Annotated in this window: 19 protein-coding genes; 10 read left to right on the top strand and 9 right to left on the bottom strand. The window is 44.7% G+C overall.

Annotation, left to right across the window (positions count from 1 at the left end; all coding sequences use genetic code 11):
- Positions 1-7 precede the first annotated feature (7 nt).
- The 3 genes from GF401_06205 (at position 8) to GF401_06195 (ending at position 5,650) form a co-directional block, all read left to right on the top strand.
- Complete coding sequence (locus GF401_06205; GenBank protein ID MBD3344636.1) at positions 8-2,599, top strand: T9SS type A sorting domain-containing protein; 2,592 nt, start codon at positions 8-10, stop codon at positions 2,597-2,599.
- Positions 2,600-2,884: 285 nt separating this feature from the next.
- Entirely contained in the window at positions 2,885-4,978 is a 2,094-nt protein-coding gene (locus tag GF401_06200) for a hypothetical protein (protein ID MBD3344635.1), read from the top strand.
- Between the two features lie 66 nt (positions 4,979-5,044).
- Positions 5,045-5,650, top strand: a complete 606-nt coding sequence (locus tag GF401_06195; protein ID MBD3344634.1) for a hypothetical protein — start codon at positions 5,045-5,047, stop codon at positions 5,648-5,650.
- Between the two features lie 73 nt (positions 5,651-5,723).
- On the opposite strand, the gene GF401_06190 is transcribed toward GF401_06195, so the two are convergent.
- Positions 5,724-6,944 (bottom strand): DUF362 domain-containing protein, encoded by a 1,221-nt coding sequence (locus tag GF401_06190; protein MBD3344633.1) that lies wholly within the window; start codon positions 6,942-6,944, stop codon positions 5,724-5,726.
- A gap of 251 nt (positions 6,945-7,195) precedes the next feature.
- Between GF401_06190 and GF401_06185 the strand changes: the two genes are divergently transcribed.
- Positions 7,196-8,242, top strand: coding sequence for a response regulator (locus GF401_06185; GenBank protein ID MBD3344632.1), 1,047 nt, complete (start codon positions 7,196-7,198; stop codon positions 8,240-8,242).
- Positions 8,243-8,330: 88 nt separating this feature from the next.
- Here the strand turns inward: GF401_06185 and GF401_06180 are convergent, their stop codons facing one another.
- Positions 8,331-9,554, bottom strand: coding sequence for a M28 family peptidase (locus GF401_06180; protein ID MBD3344631.1), 1,224 nt, complete (start codon positions 9,552-9,554; stop codon positions 8,331-8,333).
- A gap of 250 nt (positions 9,555-9,804) precedes the next feature.
- Between GF401_06180 and GF401_06175 the strand changes: the two genes are divergently transcribed.
- The 6 genes from GF401_06175 (at position 9,805) to GF401_06150 (ending at position 17,186) form a co-directional block, all read left to right on the top strand.
- Complete coding sequence (locus GF401_06175) at positions 9,805-11,670, top strand: response regulator (protein MBD3344630.1); 1,866 nt, start codon at positions 9,805-9,807, stop codon at positions 11,668-11,670.
- 151 nt (positions 11,671-11,821) lie between these two features.
- Complete coding sequence (locus GF401_06170) at positions 11,822-12,283, top strand: hypothetical protein (protein MBD3344629.1); 462 nt, start codon at positions 11,822-11,824, stop codon at positions 12,281-12,283.
- 508 nt (positions 12,284-12,791) lie between these two features.
- Positions 12,792-14,012 (top strand): hypothetical protein, encoded by a 1,221-nt coding sequence (locus GF401_06165; GenBank protein ID MBD3344628.1) that lies wholly within the window; start codon positions 12,792-12,794, stop codon positions 14,010-14,012.
- Positions 14,013-14,159: 147 nt separating this feature from the next.
- Entirely contained in the window at positions 14,160-15,434 is a 1,275-nt protein-coding gene (locus tag GF401_06160; GenBank protein MBD3344627.1) for a betaine/proline/choline family ABC transporter ATP-binding protein, read from the top strand.
- The gene (locus GF401_06155; GenBank protein ID MBD3344626.1) at positions 15,427-16,263 is read left to right on the top strand and encodes an ABC transporter permease subunit; all 837 of its coding nucleotides are present in this window, start codon (positions 15,427-15,429) and stop codon (positions 16,261-16,263) included. The genes GF401_06160 and GF401_06155 overlap by 8 nt, the downstream gene beginning before the upstream one ends.
- A gap of 35 nt (positions 16,264-16,298) precedes the next feature.
- On the top strand, positions 16,299-17,186 hold the full coding sequence (locus GF401_06150; GenBank protein ID MBD3344625.1) for a glycine/betaine ABC transporter: 888 nt from the start codon (positions 16,299-16,301) through the stop codon (positions 17,184-17,186).
- Positions 17,187-17,313: 127 nt separating this feature from the next.
- Here GF401_06150 and GF401_06145 read toward each other — a convergent pair whose 3' ends face one another.
- The 7 genes from GF401_06145 to GF401_06115 all read right to left on the bottom strand — a co-directional run bounded on the left by GF401_06145 (position 17,314) and on the right by GF401_06115 (position 22,592).
- Complete coding sequence (locus GF401_06145) at positions 17,314-17,805, bottom strand: MBL fold metallo-hydrolase (protein MBD3344624.1); 492 nt, start codon at positions 17,803-17,805, stop codon at positions 17,314-17,316.
- 274 nt (positions 17,806-18,079) lie between these two features.
- Positions 18,080-18,538 (bottom strand): hypothetical protein, encoded by a 459-nt coding sequence (locus tag GF401_06140; protein ID MBD3344623.1) that lies wholly within the window; start codon positions 18,536-18,538, stop codon positions 18,080-18,082.
- A 15-nt stretch (positions 18,539-18,553) separates the two neighbouring features.
- Positions 18,554-19,657 carry a 2Fe-2S iron-sulfur cluster binding domain-containing protein gene (locus tag GF401_06135; protein MBD3344622.1) on the bottom strand — a complete coding sequence of 368 codons (1,104 nt, stop codon included), beginning with the start codon at positions 19,655-19,657 and terminating at the stop codon, positions 18,554-18,556.
- A 7-nt stretch (positions 19,658-19,664) separates the two neighbouring features.
- Positions 19,665-20,270, bottom strand: coding sequence for an NADH:ubiquinone reductase (Na(+)-transporting) subunit E (locus tag GF401_06130; GenBank protein ID MBD3344621.1), 606 nt, complete (start codon positions 20,268-20,270; stop codon positions 19,665-19,667).
- Positions 20,271-20,297: 27 nt separating this feature from the next.
- Positions 20,298-20,906, bottom strand: a complete 609-nt coding sequence (rsxE, locus tag GF401_06125; protein MBD3344620.1) for an electron transport complex subunit RsxE — start codon at positions 20,904-20,906, stop codon at positions 20,298-20,300.
- 31 nt (positions 20,907-20,937) lie between these two features.
- On the bottom strand, positions 20,938-21,576 hold the full coding sequence (locus GF401_06120; GenBank protein ID MBD3344619.1) for an FMN-binding protein: 639 nt from the start codon (positions 21,574-21,576) through the stop codon (positions 20,938-20,940).
- Complete coding sequence (locus GF401_06115; protein MBD3344618.1) at positions 21,573-22,592, bottom strand: hypothetical protein; 1,020 nt, start codon at positions 22,590-22,592, stop codon at positions 21,573-21,575. The genes GF401_06120 and GF401_06115 overlap by 4 nt, the downstream gene beginning before the upstream one ends.
- Between the last annotated feature and the right edge of the window lie 130 nt (positions 22,593-22,722).

Here is a 22,722-nt window from a genome sequence, read left to right as displayed (position 1 = left end):
GTATTTCATGGCATCATTTGGTAAAGGGCGAGGGGTTCGTCTGTTTCTCTCTATTCTTGTATTGGGTTTTTTATCAGCCTCATGGGGGATAACGTATTATGTTGCTCCTGACGGTGATGATGGTAACGATGGCTCTGAAGGAAGCCCTTTTAAGACACTCCATAAGGCACGTGATGTATTGCGTGACGTGAGTGGCGGTGAAAAAGTGGTTATACTCAGAGACGGAAACTATTTCCTCGAATCAACTCTGACTTTCACCGAACAGGATAACGGCACCGCAGCAAATCCGGTCACCTTCAAAAATTACCCCGGCGAAACGCCGTACATTTTCGGCGGAAAGCGGATTACCGGATGGGAATCGGTGGGCAATAATGTCTACCGGGCGCCGGTCGAGAGCGGATGGGAATTCTGGACTCTTTCGGAAAACGGCTATCGTGCTCAACCCGCCCGTCACCCGAATGCCGATGATGCAGGGACAGCAAACGGTGCATATGAAGGGTTCGATAGAACATCATTTACGTATCATTCGTCATATCCCGCACAATGGGACTACAGCTATGCACGGGTGCAGGGCGACGCCAATGGCTGGTTCCCCGACGCCAGGCCGGTGAGTGAAGTGAATTTTTCATCACGGCTTGTCACCTGTGATCCCTCCTCGTACGGCGATAATAATGGTGGGTACTACATCATTGAGGGATCAAAGGATTTTATCGACAAAGACGGTGAATGGGCGTTAAGCGATGATGGATATGTGTATTACCGTCCGATGAATACGCCGATCGCCGATCAGGTGATTGTTGGTGCTACCATGCTCAGAGTCATTGAATTTCTCGGAAGTTCCACATCGTCAGTTGTCAAACATATTGTGCTTGAAGGTTTGGTATTGTCAACTTCCGATTGCCGGAAAATCGCATTGAGTAACAAGCAGCGGATCGATAATCCTTCCGATCAGCCCGGCGAGGGCAACTGTGAAGGCGATCACATGCGTCAGGGGCTTATCCATATGGAAAATGCCGAATATTGTGCGGTAAAATATTGCAAAATTCTCAATGCGGGAATCATGGGGGTGATGATGAGCTATCATGCCCAGCATAACACCGTATATGGATGCTGGATCGAAGGCATAAATTATGTCGGCGTTTACCTGACCGGTGATTGTGCCTGGACAGGACCTTATATTTATTATAATAAACATAACAAAGTAGTCAGCAACTTTTTCACCGATTTCGGAATGCTTCTTGCCAATGGTTCTGCCGTTCAGATGCACCAGAGCGGAGACAATGATATTTGTCATAACGAGATTACGGGCGGAAAAGGCGGCCGGCGCTATGCCATATCGGCTAAAGGAAATCACTGGGTACCGATGGGAGTGCCATTACCATGCTCAGCTGATCCTTTTTGTAAACCGCTCAGGGTTTTCACGCGCAATAATTCAATAAATTTCAATTTCATTTCAAACGTTCAGCGGACCACGCGTGATGTCGGCGCGTTTGAAGCCTGGCGAACCGGGCATAACAGTTCATTGATCCACAATTGTTTTCATGACATGGTCGATCTGGCCGACTGGACCCACGATACCCGTCGTCAATGCATCTATCTTGACGATGCGGACCATTATACACTGACCGGGAACTTGTACTACAATCTTGTCGATTGTATCGATTTCGGGGCAAAAAGCTTTTCGTCAACAATGAAATTTAATGATCCCGATCCGGTAGCCGACAAAGCTGCGGCCCTGGCGGTGGCGGCCGGAAATGACATGATTGAGTTCGAAGCGATCGGGGTACTCTCCGATTTTCCCTGGCAGACGCCCATGGGTAAAAGCAATCGTGACCCCATGAATTTTGCCGCCGACCATGGAAACGGGACCGGGCTTTTGGGCGAGTATTACAACAATCTTACCTTTTCAGGAACTCCCGCCCTTTCGCGTATCGATGAAAAAGTCAATTTTATCTGGGGCAAATCGGAATGGCCGGTTTTTCATACCGAAGACAGTATTACTCGCGATACAACCATAGGAGTCGATTCGCTGACCGTACGGTGGACCGGAAAAATCGTACCGCTCTTTTCGGAGACTTACACTTTTTATGCTACCTCAAACGATGGCGTCAGGCTCTGGATTGACGGTCAGCAGTTGATTGATGAATGGACCGGCGGAACAAAAGAGGCAACCGGAACTGTCGACCTTACTGCAGGAACTGCGTATGATATCAAGATGGAACACTCCAAATTACCCGGTGGACGGGAAAAAGGGGTGCAGCTCCGATGGCAGAGTCCATCACAGTACTACACGCTGGTTCCCGAATTTCAGCTTTTTCCTCCGGGAGCGTCCCTCGTATACCCGTCGCCGTCGCATATCAAAGGGAACAGATTCATTTCGGTCCGTGCGGCGCGAAATGTTCTGGATATCACCTTTGCTAAAGAGGGGAGTCATTCGGTCCAACTCATTGCTCCCAATGGCAGGAAAATCATGCAAAAAGCCGGAGTGCAGGCAGGAACATACATGCTGCCGCTCTCTGCCCTTGCCAACGGGATATATCTCCTTCGGATTAAATCGGGAAATCAATTGTTTAATCGGAAGGTAATTGTTGAAAGATGATTGTTTTTGAAAATGCGTTACCGGATTCAACTGCCGGTTCTGGTTCTTATTAATAATTGATTCCGCAGGGGCGGGGTTACCCCCGTCTCTGCGGAATTACAATTGACAACCCCACTATTGCAAAATCCGCACAGTACCCCTGTCTTATTTTTCATTCCTGAAAATGTTAGGTTTATACCATCTTTCTTTTTAATAATCTGAATATATACTTCGGTTTTTGCAGCAAAATAATGCTATATTATATTAGAATGGGGCTGTTGCGTTTAACATATAGAGGGGGTTAAAATGCTTACCAGCACACAAAAGCCGCTCTTTTCAATCTGTGGGGCAGGCAGAGCCACATTTTTTGCACTTTTTTTACCGCTTTCATTGATCGGCCAGACTCAACTGGATTTTACCGTTGACTGCGCAGAGGAGAAGGGCGATTTAAAGATATTCTGGAACTGCATCGGAGCGGATCCCAAGAACTGGAGGGAGCGGGATGACCGGGATGCGATCAATGAACGGCTTCTCAGCCCCCAGTGGTGGAAAAATCTGATGTATCTGGGTTCAATCCCCCATAACGGTCAGAAATACCTTCGATTGCATTATTTGCTTCATACGGTTGAATGCTCCGATCCGCTGGCGACGGCTCCTCAATATGATTTCACAAGGCTGGATTCGGCGCTTCAGGTGCATTATGACAGCAAGATGACTCCTTTTATGGAACTGATGGGCAGGCCGGGAGGTTTTGACTGGGATTTTGCGCAGGATGAACATGTTCATGCCTGGCGAAAAATGATTGCCGCACTAATGACTCACCTTCAGGATAAATATGGGCAGGATGAAGTCCGGACATGGTATTTCGAGACTTGGAATGAACTCGGTACCGGGTTCTGGGAGTGGAATACCTCGGATTTTCCCCGTTATTATGACGCCTGTATTGCCGGTATGGAAGATGTGGATTCCCACCTTCGTCTTGCAGCCCCGGCGTCGAAATATTCAACTGCTACCTTGTTTGCCCATTGCAACAATGGGACGAATTTTTTTACCGGGGACACCGGAAACCGTCTTGATTTCGTATCGGTGCATGTCAAAGGCGGCGTGACATCCATGGTCGATCAGGAAATTAATCTGATCAACGGGATCAGAAGCAATTATCCGAATATTCAGAATGCGCCGTTTATGAATACCGAATGTGATCCTGCTGTTGGATGGTCCACCAAGATGGACTGGCGCCCTAAACCGGTATATGCCGCCTGGACTTGTAATGCAGTATATCAGCACCTGTACCGGATTGTCGACAGTATGGGGGTGGACTATGAAATGTTAAGCTGGGATAATGCATTTCCGGCAAGTTGGGAAAGACGGACACAACTCGCTCAGTTCGGTGATTCGATGGTTGTCAGCTTTGTAAAAAAACCGATCCATAACTGTATGGTGATGCTCTCCCTGCTGGGAAACAACTATCTGGCGGTTGAGGAGGAGCTGCCGATGAATGGGTCGGGCATCATTCCCACAAAACGGGATGATAATCAGGTTGCGATTATTCTTTTTAATGAAGGGTTGAGCGGCGATGTCGATAGTCTCGATAAGCAGGTCAATTTGACAATAAAAAACATACCCTTTGCGAGCGGTAAGCTGGTTCACTATCGTATCGATCATGAGCATACCAATCCCTGGAGAATATGGGAGACCTATCCAAACGGTTCCTTTGATGCGGCCAAATTACAGGAACTATGGGACAATCAGGAACTCGAATATATGGAACCGCCATCAGATGAAACATTTGCCAATAACGAATATTCTGCGACAATAGATCTTCCGCTCGATGCGACCAGTCTGATTCTTTTATGCAAGGATCCAGGCATTGTCCCGCCGGTAGTACAAAATGTCAGGGTGCTGCAGACTGACGGCCATAAGGGCAATGAGTTCCTCATTACCTGGGATCCTCTGCCATCGAGGTTTATTCAAACTTACGAAGTGCTCTATTCCGAAACCAAAGACGGTCTGTATGAAAGAATTAACCAGTCTGATTTCCTTACCGGTATCTATGCCCATATGGGGCCGTCACAAATGGGCTGTTATAAAGTGCAGGCAAAAGACTTCTGGGGAAGAGTATCCGATTCGACGGTTAATGCCTCCCGTGAGATCCGGTTTCACCAAAACTCCGCAGAATACAATCGAGTACAAAAGTCGCTTTCTCTCATTTCCGGGGACAAAAAATTCCATTGGCCAAAAGGGGTGACAGGATTTGCTCTCTATGATCTTAAGGGAAGAAAACTTGCGGAATATACACGACCACAATCGAACACAAATGCTGTTATATCCCTGCAAAAGGAGGCTGTTTCGGAGGGAATGCATGTAATAAAGTTTACTTATAAAAATGCAGGCAATTGAATACATGTTTTTTTTTGGAAGTTTCAGGGAGCAAATGCTATTTTAAACAAATTTAAGGAGGTTTATATGAAAATTCTTACCGGAAAGAGAATGCATAGTTTTTCCGCTATAGTATTTTTTGTTTCAGTTTTAGTTGTTTCAGCTTCAGCCCAGATTCAGGTTCGTATTCACCAGCCCGGCTGCATACCACAGGGCCCCTCACCGTTAACAGTTACCTGGGAATTTGAGGTTTTAGGAATAGCCGAAAACGACACTCCCTATTTTTATATTGATTACTATATTGATGGTGAAGTCGACCTCATTAAAAAACAATTAACATTTGATACTACATTCACCAACGACGGTGAGGAAACCGAGGAAATATCCTTTTCCATGTGGTGTCTTATTAATAACGAAGGAGCCGATTATATTCCTGTAGGGCTCAATGAATCCTGCTGGTTTGTTTTTGTCGAACCGGCGACATCGGTCAAGTATAGTTCCGTTCCTCAATTTAAAACTCAGGATTTTTCGCATTATCCGCTGAATGTCTATAATATCGTTGGAAGAAAAGTTTTTCGGAATCCCGAACACATGAGTACGATGGAGCTTCCGAGCAGCGGTTATTATCTGTTTCGTCCCGAAGGAAAAGAAAACAGGCAGACGATAACGATACAGGGGTGTGAGATTAAATAGCGAAAAGAGTTGTTATAAATACTGCAAAAGCCTCGGATTTCTTCGAGGCTTTTTTTTATCTAAACCGGAAGTTTCAGGTATTGATTATTTCTCCCGGCAAATGAGTCATTCCGGTGAGTTTTTTTAAAATAGCACTCCCCACAGGCGGGCATCCGGGAACAAATTTCCCCTTTTCTTTATGTGCCCTGGTGCAATTGCCGACACAAAGGCATTTATCCGGAACGTCATCATGACCTTTGCCGATTGCAATGTGAAGAATTTCGTCTGAGTCAAAATAGTCAAAAATGATATTTCCGTATCGCTTCAAAAAGAGAAGGATCGTTGACTGGCATGCGCTGCAGGAATTTTTATCATGGATCTCGATATTCGGATAATCTATTGAGATGATGTCCGGTGATGATGCGAAAGGAGAGATGAATGTCTCCCAGTTTTCGGGAAAAATACTGATCTTTTTGAGATCAATCGGTCCATAGCCCCGTTGTGCTGCCAGGCGAAGGTAAGGGATATTATCGGCAGAAGTTCCCATGAGGCGGCACGCGACAGCGTCGGCGGCAAACCCGTTTGTTCCTGCAAGGACCAGACCAAGCTCTTTAGGCTCACCGGCACTGGGACCAAGACCTTCCATACCAACAGTACCGTCGATAATGGCCAGATGGGGGCGAAGTATTGAAGACATATCGGTGATAGCGATATTAAGCGGCTTTTCATCACTGCCCTCTACTTCAGGGAGCATATGAAGTTCTACTTTGCTCCGTCTCCACAGGCAGCCTTTCAAGTTTTTAATTGAAAGAGTAACCCCTGTATGCATATGCATTTTCATTACGGGAATCGAAACAATGAAATCAAAGTCGAATATGTCGGCACAGGCCTTTATTTTCCGGATAGCTATGCCGCCGGGAATATCCTTCTCAACCGGCCAGCGAACATCAAGATCAATCATTGGGCATTGGCGTTCCCTGCAGACAGCAGCGATCCCACTCGCTTCAAAGGCATCGAATGCTTTGACTCCCGTTATAGGACTTTCGCCCACCGCAACTTCAGCACCGGCTTGCTTGAACGAATCAATTGCACCGGCAACCACCTGAGGATTTGTTATAATCCCCGATGAAGGAATATCGATCCGGCCGGCATTGGGCTTCAGGAGTACTTTCTTTCCTCTTGCGGGCGATAAATCGATTTTTGAGAGGACTTCTATGGTATTAGTATAAGGATCTTTTCCTTTTGCTATGAAAACTGCCGGGTTATCTGTATTAAAACCCGAAAAAATATCATCCATTACAATTCCTGAACACATTTATTACAAAATTTTACACAAATTATGAGAGTGCATTGCACTGGTCTATAGATAAAATAGTATATCTGGGGCCATTGTTTCATAAAAAGGGCTTTCTCGGTCCCCTTTTCGATAATTTAAGTATAGTGAAATGTTTTTCATGGATCCCTTACCTGTATTTCGATCAAATCATTCTGAAATGCAAGGCTATTATTATTTTATCTGGAAAGAGAGCTGAAAATGTTGTTGCTTTATGATAGGTTATTTCCAGTGTGAAAGAGGACCAGCAGATAAGTTATTATGTCAAAGAGATTGTGACGGCTACCGACAGAGCCGGGGACCTGACAAAACATTTGCTTTCTTTTGCCCGTAAAGGAAAGTATCGTTCCGAACCGGTCGATATGCATCAGATTATCGGTGAAGTTGCTTCCATGCTGCAGCATACTATTGACAAAAGAATCAATGTCAAACAGCATTTGAATGCTTTCCCTCCTGCGACGGTCGGTGACCCCTCTCAGCTTCAGAACATGGTTCTCAATATCGCCCTGAATGCTCGTGATGCCATGCCCGATGGCGGTGTTCTTACCTTTAAAACAAAAATAAGCCGACGAGGCACCAATATTATGGAAAAAATCGGGGTCGAGAAGCTTTTTACGATTAATCCTGGACAGTATATCTGTATCAGTATAACCGATACGGGAATTGGTATCCCCCCCGATACGCTGGCCACCATTTTTGAGCCTTTTTACACGACAAAGGCAAAGGGCAAAGGGACAGGATTAGGGTTGTCCGCAGTTTATGGTTGCGTGAAGAGTCATCATGGTTTCATCGATATATCCACGAACCCCGGCAGAGGGGCAACATTCGATGTCTATCTTCCTGCAACCGATTCTGTCGTACAAAAAGATAAAACCGGTACCTTGATTCTTTCACCGGAAACAAAACAGTCTCATATTCTGGTTGTTGATGATGAAGATGCGGTCAGAGATCCGCTCAGCGAATACCTTAAAGAATTGGGTATGAAAGTTACGGCGGTTGGAGACAGTATTGAAGCATTGCAATTTTACCGGGAAAATTTCGACAGGGTTACGCTTGTTGTTTTAGATATGATTATGCCGGTGATGAATGGCCATGAACTTTTCAGAAAAATGAAAAAAATAAATCCCTATGTCAATGCATTGGGTTTTACCGGCTACAGTTTCGAAAAAGAGGCTCAGGAAATGATCAGTGAAGGCATAATCGATATCCTGCAAAAGCCTCTTTCTCCCGATAAGATGGCAAAAAAGATCGATTTGATAATTAAAGAAATGCGGGAGTAACCACTACTTCACTTCATTTAAATATAAGTTGAATTCCTGCAATATCGCAGTTAACAGTAAAACACATGTGTTCGAGTTAATAAGTAGATTAATGCTTCTCTGCAATTCCCAGGAACATATCCCTGAGTCCCAGCGCCAGCTCCGCCAGTTTATCATAATCGACGAGTTCCAGGTTGTCGTGAGGAGTATGAGCGATTTCAGAACAGATCATTGCCATATGTTCGGATGATATTGCCATGGCCGGGCGCTTATTCTGGGCAAATATCATATGATCGCTCTGAAACCATTGTTCACCTTCATGAATGCCCGGTCGATTGCCGAGGGTCCGATGAGCAGTTCGCTGGATAGTTTCGGGACATTCATAAAAGGAGTAGTGAGTTTCTCCTTTAATATAACCCGGAGCGTCGATATTTACCGCACATACAATATCACTTATTTTGCCTTCATTGAGTTCAAGATATTTCATCTGGCCTGCCGCACTGTAGTAATCTTCTCCATTTACCGGAAGTATTTCCAGGCCCAGATCACCATCATAGTTTTTAAGCAGCTCCCCCAGGGCCAGCAGTACTGCGGTGCCGGTTCCATTATCCAGCGCACCAGGGGTGTTTTCTTTGGCATCATAATGGCCGAGAAACAGGATTTTTCCCTTTTCGCCGGAGCCTCGCTCTGCAGAGATATTGAAGCCGGTTGATGGTATTCTCTGTGCTGATGATTTTAGTGTGATAATTTTATCTGAACAGGAAGCAAGCTTCTCTCCCTCGATATCTTTCATATATACCGATGGGATATTAAAATCACCATCTTCGAAAAGTGGAAAGGGATACATGCTTCCGGCAGTTTCAGGGTTCTTGGCTGTTGCGGTGATAAGAGCTGCGGGATTTTTCTTTTCGAGGAGTCCATAAATCTTTTTATGATGTTCGGGATTATAGAAAACGAAATTTTTTGGCATAAGCTGTTCCGAGGCAATATCGCCCATAAGTAACAGCAATTTCCCTTCAATATTACTGTTCTCCAGTTCCTCGACAGTAGATACCACTATCAATTCGGCGGAGATTTCACAGCCCAACGAATAGGGACTCGGCTGCACTTCAAAAGATAAACCGTCAATAACAAGCTCAGCGCCTTCGCTAATCCAATCGAGACAATTAAACGTCTGACGGGAAACGTTAAAACTGGATTGGAGCAGAATCGTTTCGATATACTCACCAGCCTCCTGGTTACATTTTGATCCAACAGGGCGGGGAGCCGTAATTGTGCACAGATGGAATAGTTTGTCTTGAATGAATCGAGATACTGATTTCGAATCAGCCATGTAATTCTCCTGATAATGGTTCTGAAGTACCGGGGTTAAAATATATTACCGAATAGAGCTGCATAATACACATTGCTGTAGAATATTAGTGGACACATAATTGTTGGTTTGTGCCAACCAGAAGAAATCAATGGTTTTCATAAACAATAAAGGTGATAAATTTCCGGCAGGAAAATTAAATATTGACAGCGCCTGCAGTAATATCTATTTTAAATTGACAAAGACTAATGTCTGATTTCAAACAGGTAGTATGAAACAGCTAATAAATTTTTTACTTATTCCTCAAATAGAACATTCATCCCGGGAAACTGAATTCCGGCTCAATATCTTTTACCGTCTTCTCTGTACTATTCAACTATTTCTTACCTTGCCGGTTGTCTTTCTCTTCATATTTTTTAGATGGAATGTTATGGCTTTTAGTGAGGGCTTGTTCTTTGCTCTTACCGCATTTGCATGCTTTTTGACTCGAAAAGGCTACTTGCGGATCGCCGTACATTTCTTTGTTATGCTTATAATCAGCGGTTGTCTGATCTTTTTATCATGTTCCCATATAAACGATTCGACGTTTGCGATTTCTGTAGGAATAATAATCTGCGGTGTTTTTCTCACCATGAAAGAGACGGTGTTATGGGGAGCGATAGCAACAACCAGCCTTCTGCTTATCGCGTGGTTCAGCCCGATTTTTACGATACTTCCCAGACAAACCCTTGGTGTAGAAAGCATTACTGATATAGCTGCTGCCCATCATCATTTCTCAACATCCATCATTTTGATCTGGATTGGAGTTTTTATCAGTATCGTCTTTCGAAAAAATTTTACTGAGCTGCTTGATATTATAAAAAAGGACAATGAAAAATTGACCAGGGAGATAGAAGACCGAAAAGCTGCCGAACAGCAGATACGATCATTAAATGAAAATCTGGAGCAAATAGTTGAAGAAAGAACCCAGAAACTTCGTCAACGGGAAGAGCAGCTTTTACATTCAGAGAAAATGCGGGCCATAGGCCAGCTTGCCGGTGGTATTGCTCACGATTTTAATAATCAGCTTACAGGAATAATCTCCTGTGCCGATATCATAAAACTGGAACTAACCAGAGAAAGCGAACTCTACGAGCTTGCCGACACTGTTGTAACTGCTGCACAGCGAAGCGGCGAACTTATCGAGAAGTTGCTCTCATTTGCCAGAAAAGGTAAACAACAATCAACAGTCGTTGATATTCATTCAGTAATCGACCATGTTATATCGCTTCTCAGCCACACTTTCGATAAGCGTATTAAAATCGATCGTCAATTCGATGCAAAGAAAGCTCTGATTCAGGGTGACCCTGCTCAATTTCAGAATATATTGATAAATCTTGCTACAAATTCACGGGATGCCATGCCCGAAGGCGGGGCTCTCAGGTTTTCAACTGCCAACACAACTATCAGTAAAGATAAATCACCATCACCAAGCTTGGCTGATTCACCGGGTGAATATATAATGCTTTCTGTTGCAGATACCGGAAAAGGGATAGAAAAAGAGATTCAAAGCAAAATTTTCGAGCCTTTTTTCACTACAAAAGAGCGAGGGAAAGGAATTGGTATGGGCCTGGCTGCAGTGTACGGAGCTGTCGAGAGCAATCATGGGGCCGTATGCGTGGTGAGTGAACCTGAGGCAGGTGCCGAATTTCAAATATATATCCCATTGTGTAATGTGCCGGCAAATTCAGGGCCGTCAAAAATCCATGATGAAACGACTCATCCGGCCCGAGTACTTATAATTGATGATGAAGATGTGGTTCGGCTCAGTGCCGAAAAAGTGCTCATCCGAGCAGGCTTCGATATCATGTCATGCTCCGGAGGGAAAGAAGCGCTTTCTGTTTATGAGAATGAATGGGAAAATATCGATGTCATACTTCTGGATATGATCATGCCCGAGCTTAACGGAAAAGAGACATTCCGCAAAATCAGAAAAATTAATCCCCTGGCAAAAGTTATCCTTTTCTCGGGATACAGTCTTGATGGTGATACACAGGCAGTTATTAATGACGGCGCCTGTACTTTTATACAAAAGCCCTACAATATTACCGAACTTATCAAAACAGTCTCCCGGATCGCCTCGGGAAAAAATAAATAAACATCAGTGTACAGCAATAATTTGACCTTTCTGGTCGATTCCGATTGGAGGTATTCGGATGTTGTGTTGATTCCTTGTATAAATGTAATTTTTTAGTTATATTGTTATTATAGTACCATATATATAAACTTATCACAACTCGGCCCCGATAATGCTTAAGAATACCGACAAGCGCAGTTCTTATGAAACAAGGAATCGCAAAAGCTTTGTTGTCGATGCGATTGTTGTTCCCACACCAGACCTTAATGCACTGATTCGTTCGCAGAATGTTATAAATTTTTTTATCTCCTGTCTTGAAGATATCGGGAAGGGCACTTCTTCTCGGTCTGAAGGTGCTGTAATAACCGTTCAATGTATCGAAGCGATGAAACGGGTACAGGATATTCACAATCTTACTCTGCCGCAGCAGATTGAATCTATTTTAAGTGAATTTATCATGGAAGCAGAACGGATAAAGAAACTTTTAAGTGATGAAACCAATGAAGCCCTGTCAAATCCTAAAGAATTCAATGCTTTTATTGAAGCCAAAACCTACAAAATCCGCTATTTGAGCAATGTACTAACCTCAGAAATGGAAGCACTCAAAAATAATCGAACAACATCCCGTCATTAACAGCTTTTTTGATCTTACCTGCCTGCTCGTCTGCAACAATTAGAAACATAACTGCCGAAATACCACTCTTATTACCACATTACTCTCCCTTGTGCATCAAAATCCCATATTTTTTGAAAATACTCTTATAGGGACATTATTTTGTCTATTACTTGAACATTCATATACTACCCTAAAAACAAAAGTCGATTTCTGACTGAGCAGCAAGATCGAGAAAGGAGCGTAGAGTATGATCGTCAGAAATGCATTCAACTATATGAATTTATTTTGTGCTGAAAATACACAATCTTTTTCAGCTTTAAGTTGGATAGGTAACAGAGGAATTTGCTTTATTTATGGCCGGAAATCGGCTGGCATGATTTGAATTAAGCCGCAACAAGTTCAATTCTTCATTATTCTAATAATCCGTTACTATAATCAGGTTTAGTTTTATTTCGAGGCACTTTTGTTGTGCATATCGAAATGAGACATATTTTTTTTCACCATTTTTCCGGAAAGAGGAGATTTTATGGTTTTTATGAAGGCCCATATTGTTTCAGGTTTTTGGTCAATTATATTCTTGCTCTTAATAGTATCGTCAAGTGTTTCGGCGGCGGAAGAAGAAGGGTTTTCTGTTGGCGGGGCTGTTCGATATAACATTTTTGTGAAAATGTTTGAAGATGATGAGATTACCAGTAATGATATACAGGCAACCTGGGATACCTGGCGTCTTAATGTGAGTGGGCAGAAAGGCGGCATGAAACTTAATTTTGAGTATCGTTTCTATCCGACTTTTGCTACTCATTTCATCCATCACGGATGGATCGGTTATGATTTTAACGAACAGGTCGGTCTTCAACTCGGTGTAACACAGGTTCCCTTTGGAGATTTGACCTACGCATCACACAGCTGGTGGTTTTCCACGGCCTACTACGCCGGCCTTGAAGACGATTATGATATGGGATTAAAACTCTCATACAATACCGAAAAGCTCGACCTTGATTTTGCCTATTTTTATATGCCCGAACCGGCTGGACCTGCTCCTGAGGGGCCGTCCTACGGAGTTGGTGGATCAGGACGGTATTCCTATGATATCATTCCCGATGCAGCCAAAGGCGCATCAATTCGTGAACGCAACCAGGCCAATATCCGTGCCGCTTATACCGTTGGCGCCGGGGAGCCGGTGAATGCCGAAGTCGGTCTTTCGGGACAGTTTGGAATGCTGTACAATTCTGTTCTGGATGAAAACGGTACTCATCTGGCCGGCGCTCTCCATATCGATGCAAACATCCATAACCTGAATCTCAAAGCTCATGCTGTCTATTTTAATCATATGATTGATAACGATGACAGCACCGAAACGAATGTTGTCCAGATGGGCGCCTATGGTTCTGGAACCTATCCTGTAGCTGCCCAGGCCTTGATGGTGACCGGCGGAGCAGGATACACGTTCAATATCGAAAAGGGACCTTTTAATTCCGTTACCGTCTACGATGATTTCACTTATACACACAAAATGGAAGAAGGCATCTACGATACGATCACCAATGAAAAAGAACCCCTTGAACCGACCATGCAGAATACGGTTGGTGCCCTGGTCGCCGCAGGGCCGATCTATACTTATATTGATCTTGCCAGCGGGGTGAATCATCCTTGGTTGACAAACAGTTTCGGAACCGGTCTTGGTAAGGGGCTTAAAGATGCCTCCTGGAACCATCGTTTCAATGTTAACCTCGGGTATTATTTCTAAGCCTCCTGATTCAATGAGGATGACGGTGTATCGGTTGATCACACCATTCACTATCCGAGCAATTGTACCGTGATATGATGCAGGTGGATGTGATCTCATACACCCTTATCTTTCATATATAACATAGGACCTTTAAAGGAAAAAACTATGAGTGTACTTGAAGTTAAAAATCTTTTTAAGATTTTCGGTCCCAATGCAGGACGGGTTTTCGGGCTTTTGAAAAAGGGGCTGGACAAACAGCAGATTCATGCCAAAACCGGCTGTGCCATCGGTATTAACGACGCCTCATTTGCAATAGAGAAAGGTGAGGTCTTTGTTATTATGGGGTTGTCCGGAAGCGGAAAATCGACCGTGTTGCGGTGCCTGAATCGGATTATCGATGCAACCCGGGGACAGGTTGTTATTCATGGGGATGATATTACCAAAATGTCTCATGAAAAACTTTTACACCTGCGACGATCCAAAGTGTCGATGGTTTTTCAGCATTTTGCCCTGTTGCCTCATCGCACGGTCATCGGCAACACCGAATACGGCCTGGAGATAAGTGGTATCGGTCGTGAAGAACGGCGGAGACGGGCCAGGGAAGCCTTGAAACTCGTTGGTCTTGATGGTTACGAAAACAGCATGCCCGGTGAGTTGAGTGGTGGTATGAAACAGCGGGTAGGACTGGCACGGGCCCTTGCCAATGATGCCGAGATTCTTCTCATGGATGAGGCTTTCAGCGCACTTGACCCGCTCATTCGTGCGCAAATGCAGGATGAGTTGCTCGAGCTGCAGGCCCGTATGCATAAAACAATCGTTTTCATTACCCATGATCTTGACGAGGCGCTCAAACTTGGCGACCGAATCGCTATTATGCGGGATGGTGCTATTGTTCAGATCGGTACGCCTGAAGACATTTTGAGTAATCCCGCCGATGAATATGTGAGTGCCTTTGTGCAGAATATCGATCGAACAAAGGTAATCACGGCAAATAAGATTATGCGCAGTGCACCTACTATTACCATTCCCCGTGAAGGTCCTCAGGTCGCTATCCGTCGAATGGAAAAATATGATGTATCGACCATCTATGTTACCGACGGGGAAAGACGCCTCAAGGGACTTGTCACTATCGACAATGCGATCAAATGCGTTGAAGACGGGGAAAAGAATCTGCAATCGTGCATTAATGAAGATGTATTTGTTGCCAGGACCGAAACATTGATTTCGGATCTGATCGGCACAGCGTTGATGACTAAATATCCGATAGCTGTTCTGAATGAAGATAATCATCTTGTCGGTATTGTCAGTAGAAGCGCAATTATGGCCGAGGTCAAGCGGGAAAGCGGCGCCGAAAACAAACCAATGCTTCTCAAAGAAAATCCCGTGGTACAGGTAAACGCATCCCCTGCCGCCCAAAAGGAGGAAAACGCCAATGGTTGAATTACCAATAGGAAAGACGTTTGAAAACATTATTAATTGGATGACCAATAATTTCGATCCCTTTTTTGATATTATCGGTGCAGCGATAAGCGGCGTGCTGTTCGTATTCAAGAACGCTCTGATTTTGGTATATCCACCGGTAATGATTGCCATTTTGGTTGCTCTTGCCTGGTGGATTGCAGGCAAAAACGTGGCGATTTTTTCTCTTATTGGTTTCGCACTCATATCGCTCATGGGGTTCTGGGAAGTGACCATGGAGACTCTCGCTCTGGTTATTACCTCGGTAGCCATTGCCCTTATTATCGGTTTTCCTGTTGGTGTATGGGCTTCTCAGAGTAATGCTGTAGAAAAGATTGTCAGGCCCATTCTTGATTTTATGCAAACCCTGCCGGCCTTTGTTTATCTCATACCCGCGGTGCTCTTTTTCCAATTGGGAGAGGTGCCGGGAGTAATTGCCACGCTAATCTTTGCATTACCTCCAGTTGTGCGGTTTACCAATCTTGGTATACGGCAGGTATCTGAGGAAATAAAGGAAGCGGCACAGGCCTTTGGTTCGACAACCCAGCAGACGCTGCTCAAGGCAGAACTTCCGGTCGCAATGCCGACGATCATGGCCGGAGTTAATCAGACGATAATGCTGGCATTGTCGATGGTGGTTATCGCCGGGATGATTGGCGCTGGAGGGCTCGGGAATGAAGTACTCAAGGGCATTACCCAGTTGAATATCGGGCTGGGATTCGAAAGTGGCATCTCAATTGTGATTCTTGCGATTTACCTCGACCGGGTAACGCAGGCATTGGGTGCAATGAAAAAAAACAGTAAGAAATAACAAAACTTTTAACTCTTTTCCGAAAGGATGTTTCTATGAAACCATTCAGTCACATAGCAGGATTCGCAGCAGTTGCTGGTATTGCCGCACTTCTCTGTGCAACCATACCCGGGTGCAGCGGCGCACAAAAGCAGGAAAGCAAGAAAGCCGAACTGGTGTATGTAAACTGGGCCGAAGGCGTTGCCTATACCCATCTTGCAAAGGTAGTTCTTGAAGACAAAATGGGGTATACCGTTAACATTACTGCCGCTGATGTCGGCCCGGCATATACCTCCATCGCCCAGGGAGATAAGGATGCATTTATGGAAACCTGGCTCCCGGTTCTTCATAAGGATTATGTTGAGAAATATAAGGAAGATGTAGTCGATCTGGGCGTTGTCTATGAAGGCACTCAGAGCGGACTGGTCGTTCCTTCGTATGTAACAATCGACAGCATTTCTCAGCTTAACGAACATAAAGAGGAATTCGATAATCAGATAATCGGTATCGATGCCGGCGCCGGTATCATGAAAACCACCGAAAAGGTCATTGAAGAATATGATCTTGATCTGAAACTTGTATCATCCAGTGGACCTGCAATGACCGCGGCACTCAAAAAGGCTGTCGATAATCAAGAATGGGTCGTTGTAACCGGATGGCGCCCTCATTGGAAATTCGGACGGTGGGATTTGAAATTCCTGAAACAGGATGAAAATAAGGTCATGTGGAAAGAGGGAAGTATTCATATTTTTGGTCGAAAGAAAATCGCCGAAGACAAACCCGAGCTTGCTGCATTCCTCAAAAATATGAAACTCAGCGATGAAAAGCTTGCTGACCTGATGCTCAAGATTGAGAATTCTGAAGAAGATATCGAAGCGGTTGCCCGGGAATGGATGACTGCTAATGAGGATGTTGTTAAAAGCTGGATTCCTGCAAAAATGTAGTATACAGGCAATAACAAAATTTTCTCATTCAAGAGGGCCGGGGCTTATGCTTTGGCCATTTTTTTTGCTTATATCCGGAAGCGGTTCGAGGAACATAGCTAAAATGGATAGATGGAAGTAAAACGAACTATTCATTGATGGTAAGGGGAATTTTTTCTACCTTTTGTCTTCGAATAATTTTACTTGTATGTCCCGGAGTATGAATGATCTTTGCGTCAAGTCCGTATTTATCGAGTGAATCGTTATCTTCAAAGAGTATATCGGGAGGAGTAGGTGGCGGCTTGGTGATCTTTTCTGCAAGCGGTAATATTAGTTTCCCAAAAAGCCCGAGAATACTGACTGAGTCCAGGGGCGTCGTACCCTGGCACAAATAATCGGCATCCAATGAATGGATTCCGATAAGCGCTCCTGTTGCTTTCCGCATCGCTGCGGCGCTTTTATAGTGGTCGAAATGAGCATGGGTCAGAATGATCAGTCGCAGTTTTTTTTCGAGGGAATGGACTTTTTTCAGTATCCTTTTCTCAAACCCCGGATACCCGGCATCGATGAGATAGAGCTCATTTTCAGTTTCAATGATATAGGCATTGGATCCGAGGATATGTATGGGATGAATTTTCATATTAATCCGTTACCCGAATCATCGGTTCCGAATTAGAGGATTTGATGACCATTAAATAGGAGCCGTCTCCGGGAATGCTTCTCTGTTTTATGCTGGTAAACACTTGTCCTCGAATGTCAAATATTTGTGCCGGCCGGTATTCGAAGATTGCACCTGATGGGTTACAAAATGGGGATTCAAGTTCCTTTTTAATGCCTGTTTGGGATAAGAGAATGGAGATGAAGAATTGATGTTTAATATTGAGAATATCACAAAACACTTCTTTGTTCAATAGCTATTTCAGTCGAAGAATTGAAACTGCTTTTTTCGGTTCAATACGAAAGCGTGATCCTTTTCCCTGAAAAAAGCAGTGTTTTCTGATGAGATTAATTGAGAGGCGTGAAATTATGATTTTTTCATTGGTGGTCGTGTCGGTAACAACAGCTTCACCTTTTTCAAAAACGCCTTCACCACGAAAAGGTGAGGGAATTCTTCCCATGGATTCATAAAATTTGCCAACTACATTCGGGAAAAGTTCGACTTCAGCACCAAGGCCTTCGCGTGTTTTTTCGAAGGCACCGGTGAGCGCATCGGCCAGCTGTTCCTGTGTAATATCAAGCGACTCCAGCACACGGGCATCATCATTGATAATTTCATCGACCGGCCGTGTGTCATGACCAAGAAATCCTCCTGAAGAGAACGGGGAGGGGCCTAATCTTTCGTGAAGTTCGCCGTTTGACGGAGATTGTTTCATAAATACACCATCCTTTTATGCAAACTTATCATAATAGATATTTTCTTCCGGCATGCCGCCCTTTGTCAAAGTTTTCACACAGGCGTCGATCATACCGGGAGATCCGCAAAGATACGCTTCGTGTTTTGATGTGTCGGGGTAATGACGAGCAACGGTATCGGTGATAAGTCCCCGTTCACCGTTCCAGTCGGAGCCTTCCGGTTCCCGCGACAAGGACGGTGTATAGGTAAACCAGGGATTATCATCATCGATTTTCTTTAAATCTTTGTAATAGAAGAGATCATTTTGAGTAAGGGCGCCGAAAAAGTAGTGAGTAGGCCGGGTGATACCCTTTTCCATCATGTCTCTGATTATGCTCCATATGGGCGCCATGCCGCTTCCTCCGGCAATACAGATGATGGGTCCCTCGGCATTCGACAGCCTGAACTCACCGTAGGGGCCGCTGAAACTGACTTTGTCTCCCTCCTGGAGGTGCTCGAATACCCAGGTGGTACAGATACCGCCCGGCACAAGGCGGATATCCAGTTCGATGTGATTTTTATCGGAGGGTGGTGATGATATCGAATAGGCGCGCATGACCGAATCGTTTCCTTTGTATTCTCTGGATTCCAGCTGAATATACTGGCCTGCGGTGAAATCGATCTCCTGCGGTTCGATAAGCTGGATTCGCAACTCAACAATATCGTCGGTGAGCGGCTTTTTATGTAACAGTGTCCCGGTAAATTTTTTAACGGAAAAAAGCTCTTTGGGAATTTTGATTTTCAGATCATTTTTAACTTTAACCTGACATGACAGCCGGATATTGTTTTTTCGTTCTTCAGGGCCAAGATAGGGCTTTTCGACAGGGCCGATAACTCCCCCGCCTTCCTCGACGGCAACTTTACAATAAGCGCAGCTTCCGCGGCCGCCGCATGCCGAAGGGATGAATATGTTGTTCTCCGCAAGCAGGGACAGCAGCGATGATCCTCCCTGGACTGTCAGTTCCTTATCGCCGTCGTTGATTGATATTGTGCAGGGGCCGTAATTGAGTATCTTCTTTTCGGCCATTATCAATAAACCGGCAAGAATCAAGCCCATTCCGGACAGAAAGGCAATCGAAATAAGAATTGATATCAGCATCGTAGTTCTATATTTTTATCATTCCCGAAAAACCCACAAAGGCCAGCGACATTATTCCTATAATAATGAGCGTTATCCCCGGGCCTTCAAGGCCTTTGGGGAGTGCGCTCTCATTTATCTTTTCACGAATACCGCCGATGAGCGTAATTGCCAGAAACCACCCGAATCCGCCACCTGCACCGAATGCAAAGGTCTGGAGAAATCCGTAGGGTTTATTCAACATGAAAAGAGAAATTCCTAAAATTGCACAATTGACCGTTATCAGCGGCAAAAAGATACCGAGTGCATTATAGAGCCGCTCGGAAACACGTTCGATTACCATCTCGACAAACTGAACAAAGGCAGCAATAATCACGATAAAGGTGATCAATCGCAAATAGCCCAGACCGAGCGGCAAAAGCACGTATGCATAGACCAGATAATTGATCGCCGCAGTACTGGCTGTCACAAATATCACTGCAAATCCCAGGCCGATACTGGTGTCGACTTTTTTCGATACGCCCAGGCAGGAGCACATTCCAAGGAATCTGGCCAGAAGGATGTTGTCGGTAAAGGCTGCTGAAGTGAATATCAGGAGCATGGAAAGAAATATGTTACTGCTTATATGTTCCATCGAAAGAAATCCTTTATATTAAATTGATCAATCAGATTTTTCCATCGAAAGATACCGTGCCAGCCAGGTGATAATCGCCAGCATGAAAAAAGCTCCTGGCGGCATGACCATGATTGTCCACTGGTGCCACCAAAGGGTTTTTGCCGGAAGTTCCATTCCCAGGAGCGTTCCGAATCCCAGCGGTTCTCTGACCAGAGCAATTGCGATCAATACAAACGAGTATCCCAGTCCGGAAGCGATCCCATCAAAAAATGATAAAAAGGGCTTATTCTGACTTGCAAAGGCCTCGGCTCGTCCCATAATTATACAATTGGTAATGATAAGTCCGACATAGGGGCCGATAAAACGATGGATATCCGGCGCAACGGCGCGAATTGTTATGTCAACCATCATTACATAGGATGCGATAATAAGTACCTGCACAATCATACGAATACGTTTCGGTATGAGATTACGCAGCAGCGATATGGTAAAGCTCGATAATGCGAGTGTAAATATCACTCCGCCGCACATGAAAAGCGTATTGGCCAGCAGATTAGTCACCGCCAGGGCAGAGCAAATGCCCAACACCTGCCGATAGATCGGGTTTTCTCTCCAGATGCCTTTAAAGAATACTAATTTAGGGGTGTCCGCCATAATTGTCTTGTGTTCTTATTTTTCATGAACATTATCTGCTTCTTTGTGCCTTCGCGATTTCTTTATAAGCATTTCTGAATAAATGCAGCTCGTTGTTGAGCATCTTCATCAGAGCCAGCGATGTCTGTGTTGCACCGGTGATTGCATCGACACTATTGGCACCATTACCGGGGCCAATGATAATATATCTCTCCTGAGGTGTATCCCAATCTACCGGTAAATCTTCAAATTGTTTTGTAAAGGATTGCTCTTCAATTCGAGCACCTAAGCCGGGTGTCTCTTTTTGAGACAAAAATTTAATATCCTTGATAGTTTGTAAACCGGATGAAAGTACCAGAATACCGGTGATTCTGTCCCAGAAACCCATACCGGAAAAGATGAAACCGACTTCACCTTCCCCGTCTTTTGCAAAGAAAATTTCCCATTTCCGATTGTTTATAACCATCGTAGTGTCCTCAACGTTACGCTCCACAGTCTGCAGATAATCCTGGGGAGAATCACCGGTCACATCGAGATCGAAGGCCCGGGCGATAGTCCGGTTACGATGAAGTGCCAGATTACGTTCAAGCAGATCTTCGGTGCTGTAGTGTACCATCGAAACACCAAACCCGAAGATGGCCGAAATAGCAACGATAAACAGAAGGATATATGCCGGTGAGGATTTCTTCATGCCGGTTTCTCCTTTGCTTTCGATGCACGCATGGCCCGAATGCGTTTGAACCACATGTCAAGTGATGGCGACAGCATGTTGCCCAGAAGAATCGAGAACAATACTCCTCCGGTAAAAATTGCCTTGGCCCTGAAAAAGACAACCATCGAACCGATAAAAAGACCGTAGATCCACTGCGACAGCGGTATTTTGGGTGCGCTTACCGGATCGGTAACCATATAGACACTACCGTACATCAGTGCACCGGAAAAGAGGGTGAAAGGGATCGTTGGTGCAGCCTCAATGCCCAGAATATGCCGTAACAGGATGTTCATGGCTATTGCACCGCACCAGGTTGCCACAATCAGACGCCACTGGGCGGTTTTGGTCCAGACGAGATAAATACCTGCAAAGAGAATGATCAGCGCGGATAATTCTCCACCCGATCCTGAGGAAAGGGCATTCCAGGAACCATCACTTTGAAAAGCGCCACCTATCGTACCCAGAAACAGGTCTTTTATTGATGTGACGTAATCGAGGTCACGACGAGCCCACATGGGTGTTGCCGCACTGACCGCATCGGCAAGTGAAAGACCCGCCTGCCGCAGGTATTGAGGCGCTCTCTCCTGTGTTAACCAGCTCCATTGTGCAAATCCACCGGGAAAACCCCGGAATACGGGGACATACCGTGATGTTATTTCGATGGGAAAAGAGACAAAAACAAAGGCACGGCCGACAATCGCCGGATTAAAAACATTTTTTCCAAATCCCCCGAAAACTTCCTTACCGAAAAGTATGGCAATAACCGAAGCGATTATGATAATCCAGAAAGGCGTTGTAGGAGTCAGTGAAATTGCCAGTATGCTTGTCGTTACAAAACAGGCATAACTTACCTTGCCGTTTCGCCGCTGGGCCATGATCCATTCGGTAACAAATCCCGCAGCACCTGCAACGGCGATCATAGCGGCAAATCGCCATCCGTAGAAATACACCGAAATCAGTGCCACAGGAGCGAGTGCATAAAGCACTCGTAACATATTTTTCTGCCTGAGAAACTGAACTTTTTTTGGAAACTTCACAGTAATTTATAACTTCTTTAAACTAATAATCTTAACCGGATCAAACCGGGTGTAATGCAATCCAAGAGAGTTCATAAATATATTATTT

This window comes from Chitinivibrionales bacterium (assembly GCA_014728215.1).
Classification (GTDB): domain Bacteria; phylum Fibrobacterota; class Chitinivibrionia; order Chitinivibrionales; family WJKA01; genus WJKA01.
The sequence above is the reverse complement of the archived record's forward strand: the minus strand, read 5'-3'. Positions and strand labels throughout refer to the sequence as shown.

Bases quoted from the DNA above. Each gene is read 5' to 3' on its own strand.
- GF401_06205 (MBD3344636.1), top strand. From the start codon at position 8: ATGGCATCATTTGGTAAAGGGCGAGGGGTTCGTCTGTTTCTCTCTATT.
- GF401_06200 (MBD3344635.1), top strand. From the start codon at position 2,885: ATGCTTACCAGCACACAAAAGCCGCTCTTTTCAATCTGTGGGGCAGGC.
- GF401_06195 (MBD3344634.1), top strand. From the start codon at position 5,045: ATGAAAATTCTTACCGGAAAGAGAATGCATAGTTTTTCCGCTATAGTA.
- GF401_06190 (MBD3344633.1), bottom strand. From the start codon at position 6,944: ATGTGTTCAGGAATTGTAATGGATGATATTTTTTCGGGTTTTAATACA.
- GF401_06180 (MBD3344631.1), bottom strand. From the start codon at position 9,554: ATGGCTGATTCGAAATCAGTATCTCGATTCATTCAAGACAAACTATTC.
- GF401_06175 (MBD3344630.1), top strand. From the start codon at position 9,805: ATGAAACAGCTAATAAATTTTTTACTTATTCCTCAAATAGAACATTCA.
- GF401_06170 (MBD3344629.1), top strand. From the start codon at position 11,822: ATGCTTAAGAATACCGACAAGCGCAGTTCTTATGAAACAAGGAATCGC.
- GF401_06165 (MBD3344628.1), top strand. From the start codon at position 12,792: ATGGTTTTTATGAAGGCCCATATTGTTTCAGGTTTTTGGTCAATTATA.
- GF401_06160 (MBD3344627.1), top strand. From the start codon at position 14,160: ATGAGTGTACTTGAAGTTAAAAATCTTTTTAAGATTTTCGGTCCCAAT.
- GF401_06155 (MBD3344626.1), top strand. From the start codon at position 15,427: ATGGTTGAATTACCAATAGGAAAGACGTTTGAAAACATTATTAATTGG.
- GF401_06150 (MBD3344625.1), top strand. From the start codon at position 16,299: ATGAAACCATTCAGTCACATAGCAGGATTCGCAGCAGTTGCTGGTATT.
- GF401_06145 (MBD3344624.1), bottom strand. From the start codon at position 17,805: ATGAAAATTCATCCCATACATATCCTCGGATCCAATGCCTATATCATT.
- GF401_06140 (MBD3344623.1), bottom strand. From the start codon at position 18,538: ATGAAACAATCTCCGTCAAACGGCGAACTTCACGAAAGATTAGGCCCC.
- GF401_06135 (MBD3344622.1), bottom strand. From the start codon at position 19,657: ATGCTGATATCAATTCTTATTTCGATTGCCTTTCTGTCCGGAATGGGC.
- GF401_06130 (MBD3344621.1), bottom strand. From the start codon at position 20,270: ATGGAACATATAAGCAGTAACATATTTCTTTCCATGCTCCTGATATTC.
- rsxE (MBD3344620.1), bottom strand. From the start codon at position 20,906: ATGGCGGACACCCCTAAATTAGTATTCTTTAAAGGCATCTGGAGAGAA.
- GF401_06120 (MBD3344619.1), bottom strand. From the start codon at position 21,576: ATGAAGAAATCCTCACCGGCATATATCCTTCTGTTTATCGTTGCTATT.
- GF401_06115 (MBD3344618.1), bottom strand. From the start codon at position 22,592: ATGTTACGAGTGCTTTATGCACTCGCTCCTGTGGCACTGATTTCGGTG.